Below are 15,340 nucleotides of genomic sequence, written 5' to 3' on the forward strand. Positions count from 1 at the left end.
GAGGGTTCGGTCTCCCGTCCGCCACCGCACCTGCTTTCATAGCAGAGTCGGCAAGAAACAAGTTACAAGGGGGGCGCGACAGAACGCCGGCCGTCGTTTCAACCTGTGATGAGCTGGGAACTTGCGAGACTACGCTATGCAATCGACCGATAGGGTTGGCGGGACAGCGCCCCCCTCTGGCCTGCCGGCCATCTCCCCCACTTGGGGGGAGATCAGCAGCTTCGGCCTCGGCGCGTCAAGCTCGCCCCTCCCCGCTTCACCCCATCTCCTGCTCAGCCGCAACCAGCATCTCAACAAACCTCGTCACCTTGGGCGGCCGGAATCTCGCGGCGGGGTAGACCGTGTAGATGCCTCCGGAGGGCAGCCGCCACTCGGGCAGGATGTGGACGAGCCGCCCCGCGGCCAGCTCATCCCGCACCAAAAAGTCCGGCAGCACCGACAGGCCGGCGCCGGTGCGGACGGCCGCGAGCACTGCCGGCGTCGCGTCGATGGCGATCGTTGCCTGCATGCGCACGGCGCGGTGCTCGTCGCCGCGCGAAAATTGCCATAGCAGCGGTTCGCGCAGCGCCATGTTGGCGACGAAGGGCAGCCCGGCGAGGTCTTGCGGCTCGCCGGCTGTGAAGCGGCCGGCAAACTCGGCGCCGCATACCATGAATTGCCGAAAAATGCCGATCCGCCGCGCCGGCAGGCTGGAATCGGCCAGCCAGCCGACGCGGATCGCCACGTCCATTCCCTCGGAAGCCAGGTCGATCGTCTCGTCGCCCAGCGTCAGTTCCACCCGGCAGGCGGGATAGCGCGCGCTGAAGGCGGCGACCACCGGCACCACCGCCGACGTGCCGTAGTCGTTGGGCGCGGCGATACGCAGCGTGCCGGTCGGCTCGGCGGCGGCTTGCGCGAGCTCGTCGAAGGCATCCTCGGCCTGCTGCAGGATTTTTAGGCACCGCGCATGGAATGTCCGGCCGGCCTCGGTCGGATGGACGCGCCGCGTCGTGCGGATCAGCAGCGTCATTCCGACATCGCGCTCCAGCCGCGCCACCTGCTGGCTGACGACCGCCTTGGTAATGCCCAGCCGCTCGGCGGCCCGGGTGAAGGAGCCGGCATCGACCACCGCGGCGAAATAGGCCAGCCGGTTCAGGTTCATGCGTGGCTCATAGCAGGTGCAACCTCATTGTCAGGCATTGGCATACATTACGTCTATTTTGTTGGTCTTCAACACGCATTCCGCTTTTGCCATCTTCCTGAGATCGAGGCTGCGCGGGAGCCGCCCGAAGTCCGCATTCTCAAGCCCCAGGAGATATCCATGTTCACACGGAGAGCCATCATGAAAACCACCCTCGCCGCCGGCGCCGCTGCCGTCTTTGCTCCCGCCGGGCTTGGCCATGCAGCCGCCGGGCTTTCCTGGAAACATTTCCCTGCCGGGGAAAACGGCTTCTTTCGCGCCCCGGTGCTGATCACCGGCGCCTCCGAGGCGCTGCTGATCGACGGCGGTTTCACCTTCCCCGACGGCCGCGCCGTGGCCGAGGCGATCAAGGCGACCGGCAAGACGCTCACCACCATCTATGTCAGCCAGTCCGACCCGGACTATTATTTCGGCCTCAAGCCGATCAAGGAGGCTTTCCCGCAGGCGCGGGTGATCGCCGCGCCCGAGACGGTGGCCGCCATCAACGGCAGCGTCGACAAGAAAATCGCCGTTTGGGGGCCGCAGCTCAAGGAGAATGGCCCGCAGGCGCTCGCCGATATCGTCATCCCCGAAGTCTTCGACGGCAAGACGCTCACCGTCGATGGCGAGACCATCGAGATCGTCGACGCGGAAGGCCTCGCCAACCGGCGCTATCTCTCGGTGCCGTCGCTGAATGCGGTGTTCGGCGGGGTGATGGTTTTTTCGGGCGTGCATGTCTGGACCGCCGACACGCCAACCAGGGAACAGCGCGCTGCCTGGCTCGCCAATCTCGAAAAGATCGCCATCGCCAAGCCCGAAATCGTCGTGCCCGGCCACATGACGCCGCAGGCCGCCACCGACCTTTCGGGCGTCGAGCACACCAAAGACTATCTCATCGCCTTCGAGGAAGAGCTGGCCAAGGCCAAGGACGCGGCCGCGCTCAAGGGCGCCATGGAAGCCCGCTTCCCCAATCTCGGCATGGGCGTTGCGCTCGACATCGGCTCCAAGGTCGCCACCGGCGAGATGAAGTGGGGCGAGGAACCCAAGCTGGAATAAAGCCGCGCCGCCTTAGCGTTCAAGCCGCTCAGGCCGACCGCGGCCAAGCGCACCGTCGGCACGGGCCTGCAGGTAGGCGTAGATGTCGTCGATGTAAGGTGCGACGTTGGGGTCGTCGGCGAAGCCCTTCATCACCGAAGGGCCGCTGCGCACGCCGGCGCGAACATTGCGCCGGAAGACCTCGAGGTCAGGCAGCCGGTCGACAAGGGCCGAGGCGAAGGTCGAGCCCATGCCGTCGGGACCATGGCAGTGATTGCAGCTGCCATGGTAGCGACGGAAGCCGTTATAGGTTCGCGCATCGACCTTGCCGCCGACAATTTCGTAGAACTTGCCTGAGGCCAGCTCGGCTTGCGAAGACGCGGCGAAGCCGGCGCCAACGGTAAAGGTGACGACAGACGGGAGGACGAGCCACAGGGACATCGTCTGTCGCCCACGTTGCAGGCTCATCCGGCAGCGCCGCAACGCGCATGCCCCCGGATCACGCAACCCTCGATCACGCTACCCTCGCTCACTCGACCCCCAATCACTCAACTTGGGATCAGTCAACGGCGGCCTTCGGAGAAGAAACCACGATCCCGTCTATCGCCTGCGGGCTGACGACAAGCTTGCCGCCGACACGCGATATCTCGATGATCTGGTCCGACTCTCCCAGCTTGCCCGGCACGGAGACCGCGACTATCTGGTTCTCGGTCAGTGTCGCCACGAAACGCACGGGCAAGCCAGCCTCGCCCTGCGCGATTGTGGTGACCACCCGATAGCCGTCCTCCTGCGGCGTGTAATAGACGACACCAAGGAAGCCGGCGAGATCGATGCTTTCAGCCTTCATGGCTCCAAGCTCGCCGGCATGCGCGGGCATCGCCGCTATGCAAAGTGCTGTAAAAGCAAAGTACCTGTACATAATGCTGCTCCATCCAGAATTGTCCGGGACGAGCCCGGCTTAACGTTCAGCAATAGGCGGTCGCGCGCCGTGATAGTTGGCGCACGCAGGCAGAATTCTTGATTAGTCCCCCCGGCTGCATCGCAGTGGCTAAGGTCCGCGAGCCGAGAACGCGCTGAACCCCACTTGTTGTCACAGTTAAGTGTGACGTTCTTCTGAAGCGCGAGTATTTCACCGCCCGGGTGCTTGCGCATCCCCTGTTTGGGGGAGATAATCGGAATTTAAGCGATCGCTAAAATTTGGAGAGGCGAGAGCACCTGTGAGAGGGCGCGGCTTTCCGCCCGCATCGGACGTGCTGTCGACATGCGAGGGGCCGTCGATGGCCAAGGCATTGTCGCATCATGAGCTGTCGAAGCTGATCGGCTCGATTTACGATTGCGCACTCGACCCGGAGCGATGGGAGCACGCGCTTGCCGGGATCAGGGATGCGCTCGACGCCCAGACTGCGGTCCTGCAGCTTGACGACCTCGCCAACGACCGGCTGCTGATCTACAGGACCGTCGGAATAGAGCCCTACTGGCTGGAGCAACAGGCGAGATATATCCCCGAGATCCACGCCCGGCTGCTCGAGGATCTCGCCAAATGGCCTTCGCTCGATATGCCGCATGTGATCTCACGCCATATCCCTCAAAGCTACCTGGAGACCTCCCGATATTTTCAGGAGTGCCTGAAGCCGCAAGGCCTGGTCGACGTCATGTCGTTCTTCCTGATCCATACCCCTACCCGCCTTGCCGGCTTCGCCGTTGCCCGACACAAGCGGCAAGGCATTATCACCGAGCGCGAAATCAAGCTTGGCAGACTGTTGCTGCCACATGTGCGCCGTTCGGTGATAATCAGCAACATGCTGGACATCGGGACTGTCGAGCGTGCAGGAATGGCCGAGGCGCTCGATGCGCTCACATGCGCCGTGGTCCTCACCAATGAACGTGGCGCCGTCCTGCACGCCAACCGCTCGGCCAAGCACATGCTGCGGAGCGGCGGCCCGATCCAGGATGTCCGGGGCATTCTGCAAGCGAAGATCCCGTCGGCTTCCAAGGAGCTTCACAGCGCCATCATGCTTGCGGCTCAGGATGAGGCCAGCATCGGCAAGACAGGGCTTGCCGTCCTCCTCAGCGAATCCGGCCTGCCGCCGGTCTTCGCCCGCGTGCTGCCGATGGCCGGCGGCGACCTGCGCGCCGGCATGGAACCTGCGGCGGTAGCCGCGGTGTTCATCGGCAATGCACCGGACGAGCATGACGCCGCCGGAATGCTGGCGAGAGCCTTTGGGCTTACGCTGGCCGAAACCCGCGTGCTCGCCAGCCTTGTGGCCGGGCACACCTTGGCCGAGACCGCCGCCAGCCTTCACATTGCCAACGCGACCGCCAAGACGCATCTCGACAATATCTTCCAGAAGACCGGCGTCTCGCGACAGGCCGATCTGATGCGCCTTATCATGCAGATCGTTCCGCCCACGGGGCAGCCCGGCCCCTGAGCCGCACTCGTTCACCGCTTTGGATACAGGTATCCAACGCCGCGGATCGTCTTGATCAGTTCCGGCTTGGCCGGGTCCTTTTCGAGCCGGCGGCGCAGCCGGGTGATGCGGCTGTCGATGCTGCGGTCGAAGGGCTCGTCGCCCCTGGGCGGCGCAAGATCGAGCAAATCGTCGCGACCGATGACCTGACCAGCCCGGGTGGCGAAGGCCGCCACCAGATCGAGTTCCATCGGCGTGAGCGAAATGTCCACGCCGTCGGCGTCGATGAGGTTTCTCGCGCGGGCGTCGAACACATAGGTTCCGAAGGCGAAATGCCCGGCCGGCAAAGCGTCGGCATCGTTCGATCCTTTCGGCCTGCGCCTGCGCAACACCGCGGCGATGCGCGCTTCCAGCTCGACCGGCGCAAAGGGCTTTGCCAGATAGTCGTCGGCGCCGACCTCGAGGCCCGCCACCTTGTCGAAGACCGAATCGGCGCCTGTCAGCATCAGGATGCCGGTGTCGTGATGCTCGCGCAGCCAGCGGGCCAGGCTAAAGCCGTTCTCGCCCGGCATGTTGAGGTCGAGAACGACAAGATCGGCCTTCACCGTCGCGATCGCCTCGCGCAATTCGGCGCCGCCGGATGCCACGCGAATGCGATAGCCTTTCGCCTGCAAGTAGTCGGCGATCATGAACGCCACGTCGGTCTCGTCGTCCACGACAATGATGTCGGCCATGCGTTCCCCCGCGGCGAGCGACGGCCCAAACCTACAAGGCGCATTCGCCCCGGGTCAATCGTGCGAGCAGGCCGGTCTGCTGCCGATTTCGGACTGGTTCGACACAATTGAAACACTAGAAGCCGGGAAATCGGGCTTGCGGCATCATTGTGAAACATCCCCGCGGTATCTGTCCAACGACGTCGGGCGGATGGCCGGGCAGCCCGGCTTGACAGGCCGTGGGCCGTTCAGTCCACTGGCCCGCACGGGAACAGCAACCGTCGTGACGGCGCATCCGTCTGTGGAGACCTCGCCGTGCCGACCTCCTCGAAGCTGTCCAGGCACTACGCGTTGTTGATGGCAGCCTGCGTTTTGCCGCTGCTCGTGCTTGTCGCCGGCATCGGCCTCTACCAGAGCTACGCCCTGCAACAGTCGTTTTTTCCCTATGCAGCCATTTTGCTCGGGTCGCTTGTCTCGGTATTCGCTTTGCACCGATTGCTTCTGAGGGAGGTCGTCGGCATCTTCGCCGAGAACCGCACGGCGCTGCGCGAACTGGCCGACAGCGAGCAACGCTACCGCAATGTTGTCGAGGCGCAGACGGAATATATCATCCGGGTCGCGCCGGATGGGCGCATGAGCTTTGCCAATGACGCCTATTGCCGCCTTGTCGGCAAGACACGCGAAGAGTTGCTGAGCCCGGACTGGCACTATTTCAACTCGTTTTCCGCCGATTTCGGCAGCTTCGACGAGATCATCGGTCGTGTCACCCCCGAACGGCCTGTCTGCGAAGTGGAAGAGGCCGGCGCCCTAAGCGATGGCCGCGAGGTCCATATCCATTGGACCGATCGTGGCATCTTCGACGAAAGCGGCAAGCTCATCGAAATACAGTCCATCGGACGCGATGTTGCCGAACAGAAACTCGCCCGTCAGGCACTCGAGGCTAGCGAGCAGCGCTACCGCAGCGTGGTCGAGCTGCAAACCGAATTCGTCGTCCGGATGTCACCGGAGGGTCATTTGAGCTTCGTCAACGACGCCTATTGCCGGGCGTGCCGGATGACGCGCGAAGAGCTTCTCGACCCGTCCTGGTGCGAACTCGATGTGCTGCCGCCCGACGAAAGGCGCAGGTTCCTCGACCACCTTGCCCGCCTGACCCCGCAGGCGCCGGATGCCAGCATGGAACTTGTCAATGCGATGCCCGATGGCGCACGCCGATGGCTCGCCTGGAACGATCATGGCATTTTCGATAACGACGGGCGCCTTGTCGAAGTGCAATCCGTTGGCCGCGATATCTCGGACCGCGTCCTGGCCGAGCAGGCCAGACTGGAGGCCGAAAAGCTGTTGGCCGAAAGGGAGGCGCAGTTTCGCGCCGTCGCCGAAGGCGTGCCGCTGCCGATCATCATCTCGGCAATCGAAGGCCCCGAAATCCTGTTCGTCAACGAACCGGCGCGCAAGGTGCTCGGCATCGAGGTCGGCCAGATCGGAGCCGAAGCGACGTCGACCTGGGAAGATCTTTCACGGCGCGATGCTCTCCTGCGGCTCTTGCTGAGGGATGGAATCGTCGACGCATTCGAAGCCGGCATGACCAATATGCAGGGGTCGAGAATCGATACGCTGGTTTCGGCGCGCCTGATCACGCAGGCCGGTCGTTCGGCCATGCTTGCGGCAGTCACCGACATCACTCGCCAGCGCGAGGCCGAGGCGGAGATCGCTAGCCAGCGCGAGACGCTGTACCAGTCGGAAAAACTCGCCGCTCTCGGTTCGCTGCTGGCCGGCGTGGCGCATGAACTCAACAATCCGCTGTCGGTCGTCATCGGCTACAGTTCGATGCTGAAGGAATTCTCGACGGACGAGGCGACCGTGAGGCGCGCCGACAAGATCCACGCGGCGGCCGAGCGATGCTCGCGCATCGTCCGGACCTTTCTGGCGATGGCCCGCAAGAAACCGCCGACACGGGGCGCCGTCGACATCAATGAAGTCGTCGTCGCTTCGCTGGAACTTGCCGCCTACAGCCTGCGCTCGACCGGGATCGAGATCCGCACCGAACTGGCGGAACCGCTTCCCAATATCTGGGGCGACAGGGACCAGCTTCATCAGGTGGTCACCAACCTGGTGGTCAACGCGCAGCAGGCTTTGCTGCAGGTCCCGCACCCGCGGCGGCTGACCATTGTCACCACCGGAGAAGACGATGTCGTCGAGATCGTTGTCGCCGACAATGGCCCAGGCATGCCTGAGACGGTCCGCTCGCGTGCTTTTGAGCCTTTTTACACGACCAAAATGGCCGGTGAAGGCACCGGGGTCGGGCTATCTGTCTGCCAGGGCATCGTGACTGCCCACGACGGCAGCATAGAACTGGATTCGACGGAGGGCGGCGGTGCACGGTTTACGATCCGGCTTCCAAGCGGCCGAGCCGAGACGCTCGCTCCGCCCGAAGCTGCCGGCAGGATGCCGCCTGCGCCCTCGGCCGCACGAATTCTGGTGGTCGACGACGATGCCGACATTTCCTCGATGATCGCCGAGATGCTGCGCCGCGATGGCCACGACGTCACCATCGCCGACGACGCGAATGCCGCCCTCAAGGCCGTGCGCGAGGATGGGATCGATCTTTTGATCAGCGACATACGCATGCCCGGCCTCGACGGCCCCGGCCTTTACCGCGCGCTGGAGCAGTTGCGTCCGGGACTCGCCAGCCGGCTGCTGTTCGTGACCGGCGACACGCTGGCACCCGAAATCGATCGCTTCATCGGCGAGACGGGCGCGCCGGTGATCGAGAAACCGCTCGATCCGCAAACCTTTCGCAGGCTCGTGCTGGAACGACTGAGCGCAATGGAAGAGGCCTAAGCGTGACAAAACAGAAATTGCTCATCGTCGACGACGAAGCGCCGTTGCGCGAGATGCTGTCGGATTACCTGCTCATGCACGGCTTCGATGTCCGATCCGTTCCGGATGGAGCGGGAATGCTGACCGAACTCGACCGCTTTAGCCCCAACTTGGTCATTCTCGACGTCAATCTCATCGGCGAAAGCGGCTATGACCTCGCCCGCGAAATTGCAAAGCAAAGCCGCGCCGGCATCCTGATGCTGACCGCCGTCGGTGACCTGCCGCATCGGCTCGAAGGTCTTGCCGCCGGCGCCGACGACTATATGGCCAAGCCGTTTGAGCCACGCGAGCTTCTGGCACGTGTCAGGAGCGTCATTCGGCGCCTGGGCGAGGACGAGCGGACGCCTGAGAACCGCATCCGTTTCGGTGGCTGCGTCCTCGATATGGACGGCCGCACGATGGTCGACCCGGACGGCGCCGACGTGCAGTTGACGTCCATGGAATTCGACCTGCTATGCGTCTTCGCGCGCCATCCCAGGCAGATATTGTCGCGCGACCAGCTGTGCAGGCTGGCCCACAACCGCGATCTCGAGCCGGGCGACCGGAGCATCGACATCCGCATCACGCGACTGCGCAAAAAGTTCGAGACCGAACCCGACTCGCCGGTGGTCCTGGTGACGGTTCGCGGCGAAGGCTATGTCTACGAGCCTGCTTACGATGAGCGCGACGCCGCTAGATACGGAGCTTCAAAGAGGGTGAGCCGTCCAGCCGGTACGGTTCATGACCTTGCCTTACACGATCGGCTTGCGCGCCCGGCGATATTCCCGTCGCAGGCTTCGGACAGTGTCCCGCACGACAGGAATGGTCCAGCGCGCGGTCATCGTCGCGATCAGCAGACCGGCAACCGGATCGATGAAGCGGGCTATCATCGTGCCTTCCCAAATCATGGCTGTTGCGAGCGACGCGGCGATGAGCAGGTTCGACGAGAGCTTGTCCGAAAACAGACAGATTTGAGCGCGGGCCAGCGCGGAAGCGGCAAGCCTGTTGCGGGTCTTCCATCGGCGCAGGATCCAGAAATTGACCACCGCGTAGGCCAGGTTCAGGTTCATGGCGAGAAAAACGCCTTGGCCTTGGGGCTCGACACCGCCGGCCGCGATCCGCTGGACCGCGATGCTGGCGACGATAGCCATTGAAAGGCACATGCCGAGCGCAGCGAACGCGTTGGCGAGCGTCCCGGCCAAGACCGCCTGGCGCTTGCGGCCGGTACCCTGGTGCCTGCGGCCGCCAGCCACAATCGCGACGGTGATCAGCACCAGCATGTCCATCAGCGTCAGCGCGAGATCGGCGCGGATGGTCAGCGATGTGGACGTCGCCGCCGCGTATGCCGTCAGCAGCAGGCCCGGGCTGCCGGCCAGCACCGCCAGCCGTGCCGTTTGGGCCGCCGTTGCCTCGCCGTTCGATCGGTCATTGGTTTTTCGCAGAGGTTGCATGGCCAGAAATCTCCTCGTTTCTGGCGCCACTGATGACGCAGGGATGTTGCGCGGATTTGCCGATTTTCCGGCTGAAGGTTTCCTTTGTGTCGCCGCGCCAGGCGTACGCCGCGATTCATTTGAGGGGATGCGGACGCGGGCCGTCATAGCTGTCTGATCACGACAAGGCGGACGTTCGCTCGCCAAGCGCGTGACCCGGCCAGACCGCAACAATTGAAACAAAACGGCTGAATTCGGCATTCGTCCGAAACAGCCGGGAGCGAAAAGCCGCCTTATGGAGCGAACCCGACGGGATGGCTCCGCTGAAAACGAAAAGGAAATCAAGATGGATCGCTTCAAGACTTATATGGCTGCTGCCTCGGCACTGGCCTGCCTCGCCGCACCGGCTAGCGCCGCGGGTCCGGAAGGCACCAACGGCAAATCCCTGAACGGCCTGACGTATAATGCGATAACCACCAATGCGGTGACCAGCAACTCGCTGACCAGTAACTCACTGACCAGCAACACGATTTTCCCGAACGGTCTCGGCGTCTACACACTCAACGGCGTGCATGTTGACGGCATTGTTCTGGCGAAAAGCCTCGCTCCGGCCGGCAAGTCCATCATCGACCCGAACGTCCGCTCCGTGATCGACCCGAACGAGCGTTCAATCATTGACCCCAACATCCGCGGGTTGCCGGCTGTCCAGAAGAACAATGCCAGGTCATCGAGCGCCAGCAAGAAAGGCAACGGCCTTCCGTCTGGCCAGCACGGCACCGGCAGCGGCGCCGGGATTAACCACGACCGGCCGACTCCTTCGCCGAGGCGTTAAGGTCCGGCGTTCGTCGTCAATGGAACGGATGGCGTTGTGCTGTCCGTTCTCTTTTGGCCGCGCTCCACTCGCAAGATACGCCGTCAGGAGCCAACAATGTCAGGCTACAGGAACCGCCTCGCCCATATCGGCCGCCACACCTTAGTCGCCGTCGCCGCAGCCAATTCCAGCATGGCCGCGGTGCCCCATGCGGAGGCCGGGAGCGAGCCAGCGATCAGTTCGATCTCCGTTGTCGGCACAAGGTTCGAGGTGACGACGGAAGATGGTCGCATTGTCGCTCAAGAGGATCTCGTCGGCGCCGTTCTGACGATTGGTGGTGACGGACAGGACTGGATGCCGCTGCGCATCGATGCGGTCGAGACCGATCCGAGAAATCCGGATGGCAGGGTCATGCTCTACGCCATGTCGACCCGCGACCCGGCTAGCGGTGCATGGCGCAACATCTGCGAACCGGACATCGAGGGTCGGCGCATGGGCTTCCCGCTTGCCGGCACCTGGACGCAGGACGGTCGCCATTTGCCGTCCGATACGGCGTTCAGCATTACCTGCACCGGCGGCGCGCAGGCGAAATGCGTGCGCTTCGGATATCGGCCCTGGGAGAGGTCTCTGGACGGCACACCGCTCTGCGATCATCATCAGGCATGCACCCGCATGATCCGCGCCGATTATTGCGGCGATGGCGTCGGCCATACCCGCAACGGGACGCCGATCGTCATCTACGACCGCAAGGGCGTTCAGCAGGACGAGGCCGCGCCTGATATGTCGTTCGAAGCGGCGTGGGGTGCCGACGGCGCGCTTTGCGTCAGCCACACGAGAATACCCGACGTGCTGACGATGGAGAGACTGGACGGCGATCTGCCCGGGCGTGCGGCAACAGCCGCGAACAGCGGCGTGCGAAAACCATGCCGGGGCGCTGATTCTCAACCGTTCGATCGACCCGCGAACGGTACAAGCCCCGGCGGAATAGTCATATCGCGAAAGGGTCTGCTGGGCTTATCGGAGTGGGCTCGTTCGATTGACGCCAGCAGGCGTCAGACTTTCCGCGCCACGCCCAACCCACCCACCTGCTTGGTGCGCTTGCCCGTGTCGACCTTGGCTCGCGCCTCCGCCGCCTTCTCGATCTCCCGCTTCAGCTCGTCTTTGATATCAACGGTTTCGGCCATCAAGGCGTCGATCTTCATGAAATCGAGCACGCGGTATTTCGACACCGCCGGCCTGACCAGTATGTCCGGCTGGCATTGCCTCAGCTTGGCGGCGATGATCGACTGCATCATCAACTGCGTGGCGCCGAACATCAGGTCGACGGAGGTCGGGTATTTGCGCCCGCCTTTGGTCGGCGCGCCAACGACGTCGACGGCGATGATGATGTCGGCGTCATGCTCGATCAGGTCGAACGGCACCGGATTGTAGATGCCGCCGTCGATCAGCAGCCTCCCGTCACGCATCACCGGGCGGAATACCGCGGGAATAGCCGCAGAGGCGGCAAGCGCTGAATGCAGGTCGCCGTCGCTAAGCACCGCGAGCTTATGGCCGAAGAAATCCGTGGCCGTCACCTTCAGCGGTATTTTCAGCTCGGCAAAGCTTTCGGGTATGGCATCGGGCATGAATGCCTTGAGGATGCGCTCGACATTGAACTGGGTGACACGCAGCCCGCCCTGCAGCGCCTCGGCAAAGGTGCCGGGCCGCGCCCGCCACATGCGCGCCGCTACTTCGGCGCGGCGGCCGAGGATCGAGCGCATGTAGTCGTGAATGTCGCTGCCGGCCATGCCCGAAGCCATGCCGGCGCCCATGATGGCGCCGATCGATGAGCCTGATATGGCGACCGGCTTTATACCCAATTCGTCCAGCGCCTCGATGACATGGATATGCGCCAGCCCGCGGGCGCCGCCGCCGCCGAAGGCGATGCCGAAGCTCGGGCTCATCGCTTGCCCCCCATTGGGCTCATTCCTTCTCGGCTTCGCCGACCTTCGGCCCGACGATCATGATGGCCGGCTCGGCGGAAAGCAGCTTTTTCGCTGCCGCCTTGACCTGATCCAGCGTCACCGCGTTGATGAGGGCGGCGCGGCGCTGCATGTAGTCGATGCCGAGCTTGTCGAGCTGCAGTTCGAGCAGCGTCGCGGCAATGGCGCCGGAGGAGTTCAGATTGTTGATGGCATAGGCGCCGATCAGGTATTTCTTGGTCGCCGCCAGTTCCGCTTCGGTCGGCCCCTCTTGCGCCATGTGTTTCACCACCTCGCGCACGACAGCCAACGTCTCGGCCGCCCGGTCCGCGCGGGTCGACGTCGCGATGGCCAGGGCGTTGGCGTGCTGGTGGTCGACCAGGTCGGAGCTGGCGCTGTAGGCCAGGCCACGTTTTTCGCGCACCTCGTTGAACAGCCGCGAGGTGAAGGCGCTGCCGCCGAGGATCTCGTTCATCAGCACCGCGGCGAAGAAATCCGGCGCACTCCGCTTGACGCCGGGATAAGCGAGTTGCAGCGACGTCTGGGGCTGGTCGTAATTGACCTCGAGCTGCTGGTTGAGTTTCGGATCGACATCGGCGACGGGCACGAGCGCCTGACGTTCCGGCAGACCGCCGAAGACCATATCGAGCTTTTTCTTCAACGTCTCGGCATCGATGGCGCCGACCACCGCCACATGCAGGCCATCACGGGCGAAGTTCGCCTTGTGAAAGGCAATGAGATCGCGCGCCGTGATCATGGCGATGCTTTGCCTGGTCCCTTGGTCGGGCCGCGCATAGGGATGGGTGCCGTATAGTGCTTCCAGCCATTTGCGCTGGGCGAGCGTGTCGGGGTCAAGCTCGTTGGCGATGATGCCGGACAGCACTTGCGCGCGGATGCGGTCGATTGGTGCCTGGTCGAAACGCGGCTCTGTGACCGCCAGCCGCAGCAGGTCGAACGCCGCGTCGCGCTGCTCGGCCAGCATGCGCATCGAGCCGTAGGTGCCGTCGCGCGACGCTTCGAAGCTCATCTCGGCGCCGACGTCGTCCAGCTTTATCTGGAAAGCCTCGCTGTCGAGATCGCCGGCGCCCTCGTCGAACAGGCCGCTCATCAGATTGGCAAGCCCTTCCTTCCCAGCGGGATCCTGCGTTGTGCCGCCATCGAAGACGAAACGGATGGCGACCAGCGGCACGGAATAGTCCTCCACCAGCCAGGCGGTGATGCCCTTTGACGAGGTCACCTCCTGGATGCTCATGGCCGCACGCGCGGAAAGCGCCGGCAGGACGAGGAAGAATAGGGAGAGGAGCAGGGTGACTAAAGGGGTGGCGACGCGTGTTCGCGCCGACCAATTATCGAGATCGGTGCTGCCCCTCATCGCCCTGCCGGGCACTTCTCCCCGTATAGTGACGGGGAGAAGGGGGCTGGCCGCAATCCCAGCGCTGTTTCTGCAACGCTGGTGGTTGGCGAAACCGCCGACGAGAGCTCGCCTCTCCCCGTCGCTATACGGGGAGAGGATGCCGGCAGGCAGGTGAGGGGCAGCGCCAACGTTCAAGCTCCTCATCAAATCAATTCCCTGCCTGTATCTGCGGCAAGAGATAGCCGGATGTCGAATGGTTGATATTGAGATAGCGCGCGGCAACGTCCCTGACTTCGTCGGCGGTGACCTTGCGGATGCGGCCCGGCCATTCCTCGACATCCCTGACGCTGCCGCCGGTGGCGAGCGTCGCGCCGTAGATGTTGGCCATCGAATCCTGCTTGTCGCGGGCGAAGATCATCGAGCGGACGAAACGATCCTTGGCCTTCTCCAGCTCGCCTGATGTGACGCCGTCCTTGGCGACGCGGGCGACCTCGGCCTCGACCGCCGCCTGGACATCGGCCAGCTTGGCGTCGCCGCGCGGCGCGCCATAGACGGTGAAGTTGGTGGCATCGAGCATGGTGCCCTGGAAGAAGGCGCCGGCCTCGGCGGCGATGCCTTGCTTGACGACAAGCTGCTGGTAGAGCCGGCTGCGGCTACCGCCGCCGAGGATCTCCGCCAGCAGGTCCAGCGCTTCCGCTTCGCCCGGCTTCGCGGTGTGATAGGAGGGAACCACCCATTGCGTCGAAAAGTTCGGCACGCTGACACGCGCGTCAGTGAGCGTCACCGTGCGCCTGGTGTTCTGCTCGGGTTCGACCGGACGGATGCGCGGCGGCAGATCTGGACCACGCGCGATCTTGCCATAGGTCTTTTCGGCCAGCGCCTTGACCACCTCCGGCTCGACATCGCCGGCCACCACCAGCACGGCGTTGTTGGGCGTGTAATATTTGTCGTAAAAAGCCGTGGCGTCGGCGCGGTTCAGCTTCTCCATCTCCTGCATCCAGCCGATCACCGGAATGCGATAGGGCTGGTTCTGCCAGAGCGTGGCGTCGACCTCCTCGCCGAGCACTGCCTGCGGATTGCTGTCGATGCGCGAGCGGCGTTCCTCGAGGATCACGTCGCGCTCGGTGGCGATAACATTGTCATTGAGGATGAGGTTGCGCATGCGATCGGCCTCGAAATCCATCATCTGCTCGAGCGCTTGCGGCACCACCGTCTCGTAAAAGGCGGTGTAGTCATAGGATGTGAAAGCGTTGTTCGAACCGCCGATGGCGGAGACGGCGCGGTCGAACGCGCCGGCCGCGTGATTGGTCGTCGCCTTGAACATCAGATGCTCGAAGAAATGGGCGATACCGGACTTGCCGGGCGGCTCATCCGCGCTGCCGATCTTGTACCACACCATGTGAGTGACGATCGGCGCGCGGTGATCGGGAATGACGACAACCTCCATGCCGTTGTCGAGCAGGAAATTCGTCACCTTGCCGTCGTCCGGCTTGTTGTCGGCCAGAACCGGGCCGCTCATCACGAGAGCCAGCACCAAGAGCGTTCCGCGCAGCCATTCAGCCTGAGGTGTCATCAATGGCTCCGGTTGTCATGGGGTGGGACGATAGGCGGGG

The 15,340-nt window shown here is 63.7% G+C and carries 13 protein-coding genes and 2 pseudogenes; 7 read left to right on the plus strand and 8 right to left on the minus strand.

The features are described 5' to 3' along the window. Nucleotides 1-256: 256 nt before the first annotated feature. The gene (locus AC0L25_RS27145) at nt 257-1,141 is read right to left on the minus strand and encodes a LysR family transcriptional regulator (protein WP_473598322.1); all 885 of its coding nucleotides are present in this window, start codon (nt 1,139-1,141) and stop codon (nt 257-259) included. A 159-nt stretch (nt 1,142-1,300) separates the two neighbouring features. On the opposite strand from AC0L25_RS27145, the gene AC0L25_RS27150 reads away from it, so the two are divergent. Then, a complete protein-coding gene (locus AC0L25_RS27150; RefSeq protein WP_473598323.1) occupies nt 1,301-2,215 on the plus strand; it encodes an MBL fold metallo-hydrolase in 915 nt (304 codons plus the stop codon). 12 nt (nt 2,216-2,227) lie between these two features. Here the strand turns inward: AC0L25_RS27150 and AC0L25_RS27155 are convergent, their stop codons facing one another. Together AC0L25_RS27155 and AC0L25_RS27160 are read right to left on the minus strand one after the other, a co-directional pair. Continuing rightward, nucleotides 2,228-2,635, minus strand: a complete 408-nt coding sequence (locus tag AC0L25_RS27155) for a cytochrome c family protein (protein ID WP_473598324.1) — start codon at nt 2,633-2,635, stop codon at nt 2,228-2,230. A 118-nt stretch (nt 2,636-2,753) separates the two neighbouring features. Then, nucleotides 2,754-3,113 (minus strand): hypothetical protein, encoded by a 360-nt coding sequence (locus tag AC0L25_RS27160; protein ID WP_473598325.1) that lies wholly within the window; start codon nt 3,111-3,113, stop codon nt 2,754-2,756. Nucleotides 3,114-3,471: 358 nt separating this feature from the next. On the opposite strand from AC0L25_RS27160, the gene AC0L25_RS27165 reads away from it, so the two are divergent. After that, nucleotides 3,472-4,623 (plus strand): helix-turn-helix transcriptional regulator, encoded by a 1,152-nt coding sequence (locus tag AC0L25_RS27165; protein ID WP_473598326.1) that lies wholly within the window; start codon nt 3,472-3,474, stop codon nt 4,621-4,623. A gap of 11 nt (nt 4,624-4,634) precedes the next feature. On the opposite strand, the gene AC0L25_RS27170 is transcribed toward AC0L25_RS27165, so the two are convergent. After that, the gene (locus AC0L25_RS27170) at nt 4,635-5,336 is read right to left on the minus strand and encodes a response regulator transcription factor (protein ID WP_473598327.1); all 702 of its coding nucleotides are present in this window, start codon (nt 5,334-5,336) and stop codon (nt 4,635-4,637) included. A gap of 294 nt (nt 5,337-5,630) precedes the next feature. On the opposite strand from AC0L25_RS27170, the gene AC0L25_RS27175 reads away from it, so the two are divergent. After that, entirely contained in the window at nt 5,631-8,153 is a 2,523-nt protein-coding gene (locus AC0L25_RS27175; RefSeq protein WP_473598328.1) for a hybrid sensor histidine kinase/response regulator, read from the plus strand. Nucleotides 8,154-8,227: 74 nt separating this feature from the next. Continuing rightward, nucleotides 8,228-8,821: pseudogene (locus AC0L25_RS27180) on the plus strand (response regulator); the annotation flags it as partial. A gap of 102 nt (nt 8,822-8,923) precedes the next feature. Here AC0L25_RS27180 and AC0L25_RS27185 read toward each other — a convergent pair. Further along, on the minus strand, nt 8,924-9,550 hold the full coding sequence (locus AC0L25_RS27185) for a cation diffusion facilitator family transporter (protein ID WP_473598351.1): 627 nt from the start codon (nt 9,548-9,550) through the stop codon (nt 8,924-8,926). Between AC0L25_RS27185 and AC0L25_RS27190 the strand changes: the two genes are divergently transcribed. From AC0L25_RS27190 to AC0L25_RS27200, 3 genes and pseudogenes are all read left to right on the plus strand, one after another. Then, the gene (locus AC0L25_RS27190; protein ID WP_473598329.1) at nt 9,435-9,779 is read left to right on the plus strand and encodes a hypothetical protein; all 345 of its coding nucleotides are present in this window, start codon (nt 9,435-9,437) and stop codon (nt 9,777-9,779) included. The genes AC0L25_RS27185 and AC0L25_RS27190 overlap by 116 nt on opposite strands. 168 nt (nt 9,780-9,947) lie before the next feature. Then, the gene (locus AC0L25_RS27195; RefSeq protein WP_473598330.1) at nt 9,948-10,433 is read left to right on the plus strand and encodes a hypothetical protein; all 486 of its coding nucleotides are present in this window, start codon (nt 9,948-9,950) and stop codon (nt 10,431-10,433) included. A 333-nt stretch (nt 10,434-10,766) separates the two neighbouring features. After that, a pseudogene (locus AC0L25_RS27200) lies at nt 10,767-11,192 on the plus strand (ADYC domain-containing protein); the annotation flags it as partial. 272 nt (nt 11,193-11,464) lie between these two features. On the opposite strand, the gene AC0L25_RS27205 reads toward AC0L25_RS27200, so the two are convergent. The 3 genes from AC0L25_RS27205 to AC0L25_RS27215 form a co-directional block, all read right to left on the minus strand. Continuing rightward, complete coding sequence (locus AC0L25_RS27205) at nt 11,465-12,355, minus strand: patatin-like phospholipase family protein (RefSeq protein WP_473598331.1); 891 nt, start codon at nt 12,353-12,355, stop codon at nt 11,465-11,467. A gap of 19 nt (nt 12,356-12,374) precedes the next feature. Next, nucleotides 12,375-13,745, minus strand: a complete 1,371-nt coding sequence (locus AC0L25_RS27210; protein ID WP_473598332.1) for a M16 family metallopeptidase — start codon at nt 13,743-13,745, stop codon at nt 12,375-12,377. A 190-nt stretch (nt 13,746-13,935) separates the two neighbouring features. Beyond that, a complete protein-coding gene (locus AC0L25_RS27215; protein WP_473598333.1) occupies nt 13,936-15,300 on the minus strand; it encodes a M16 family metallopeptidase in 1,365 nt (454 codons plus the stop codon). Between the last annotated feature and the right edge of the window lie 40 nt (nt 15,301-15,340).

The organism is Mesorhizobium sp. WSM4813 (assembly GCF_055811555.1).